Source organism: Streptomyces barkulensis, assembly GCF_002843305.1.
Lineage (GTDB): Bacteria > Actinomycetota > Actinomycetes > Streptomycetales > Streptomycetaceae > Streptomyces > Streptomyces barkulensis.
Genome location: NZ_PGSG01000116.1, coordinates 1 through 1,414 on the forward strand (window position 1 = coordinate 1; position 1,414 = coordinate 1,414).

Annotated in this window: 1 protein-coding gene; it reads right to left on the minus strand. The window is 72.2% G+C overall.

The features are described 5' to 3' along the window. On the minus strand, nucleotides 1-1,414 hold a 1,414-nt coding region (locus tag CUT83_RS31235; protein WP_241524830.1), incomplete at both ends, for an acyltransferase domain-containing protein.

Here is a 1,414-nt window from a genome sequence, read left to right on the forward strand (position 1 = left end):
CGGCGGGGGTGAGGACGGGGTCGGGTCCCACCTCCAGATAGACGGTGACGCCCTCACCACGGAGCGCCCGGACACCATCGGCGAAACGGACCGTCTCCCGCACATGCCGCACCCAGTACTCCGGCGAGGCCAACTCCTCATCGGAAGCCACCCGCCCGGTCACGTTCGACACCACCGGTATACCGGCCGGCGCGAACGACAACCCCCGCACCACCGCCCCGAACTCCTCCAGCACACCCTCCATATGAGCCGAATGAAACGCATGACTGACCCGCAACCGCCGCGTACGACGCCCCCGCGCCGCCCACCACGCGGCCACCTCCCCCACCGCCACGGCATCCCCCGACACCACCACCGCATCCGGACCGTTGACCGCCGCCACCGACACCCGGCCACCCCACCGGCCCAGCTGAGCCACCACCTCCTCCTCCGACACCGCCAACGCCACCATCGCCCCACCCGAAGGCGCCTGCTGCATCACCCGACCCCGCGCCGCCACCAACGCACACGCATCGGCCAGCGACCACACCCCGGCCACATACGCCGCCACCACCTCACCGACCGAATGACCGGCCACACACCCCGGCACCACACCCCAGCTCTCCAACAACCGGAACAGCGCCACCTCCACCGCGAACAACGCCGGCTGCGCATACCGCGTCTCATCCAGCAACCCGGCCTCCGCACTGCCCTCCGCCGCGAACACCACCTCCCGCAACGGCCGCTCCAGATACCGGTCCACCTCCCCGCACACCGCATCGAACGCCGCCGCGAACACCGGATACACCGCATACAGCTCACGCCCCATCCCCGGACGCTGACTGCCCTGCCCCGAGAACAGGAAGGCGAGACCGGTCTCCGGAGAGGCGGTGACCGGCGTGCCGAGGACCACGTTCGACGCCGTCCCGCCCTCCGCCACGGCCCTCATGCCGTCCAGGAGTTCCTTGCGGTCGCGTCCCACGGCCACGGCCCGGCGGCCGAGGGCGGCGCGGGTGGTGCCCAGGGCCAGGCCCGTCCCGGCGGCGTCGGCCTCCGGCCGGGCTTCGACGTACTCCACCAGCCGTGCGGCCTGGGCCCGCAGGGCGGTCTCGGTGGCGGCGGAGACCACCCAGGGAACGGGGACCTCGAGATCCTCGTGCGCGGAAGCGGCGGGGGCGGTGTCCAGTCGTGGGTTCCGGTGGTCTTCGCCGGGCTCCTGCCGGTCCTCTTCGAGGATGAGGTGGGCGTTGGTGCCGCTGATCCCGAACGAGGACACCGCCGCCCGCCGGGGACGCCCCTCACCGGCCGGCCACGCCACCGGCTCGGCCAGCACCCGCACCCCACCGGCCGACCAGTCCACCTGATCCGACGGCTCCTCCACATGCAACGTCCGCGGCAACACCCCGTGCCGCATCGCCATCACCATCTTGATCAC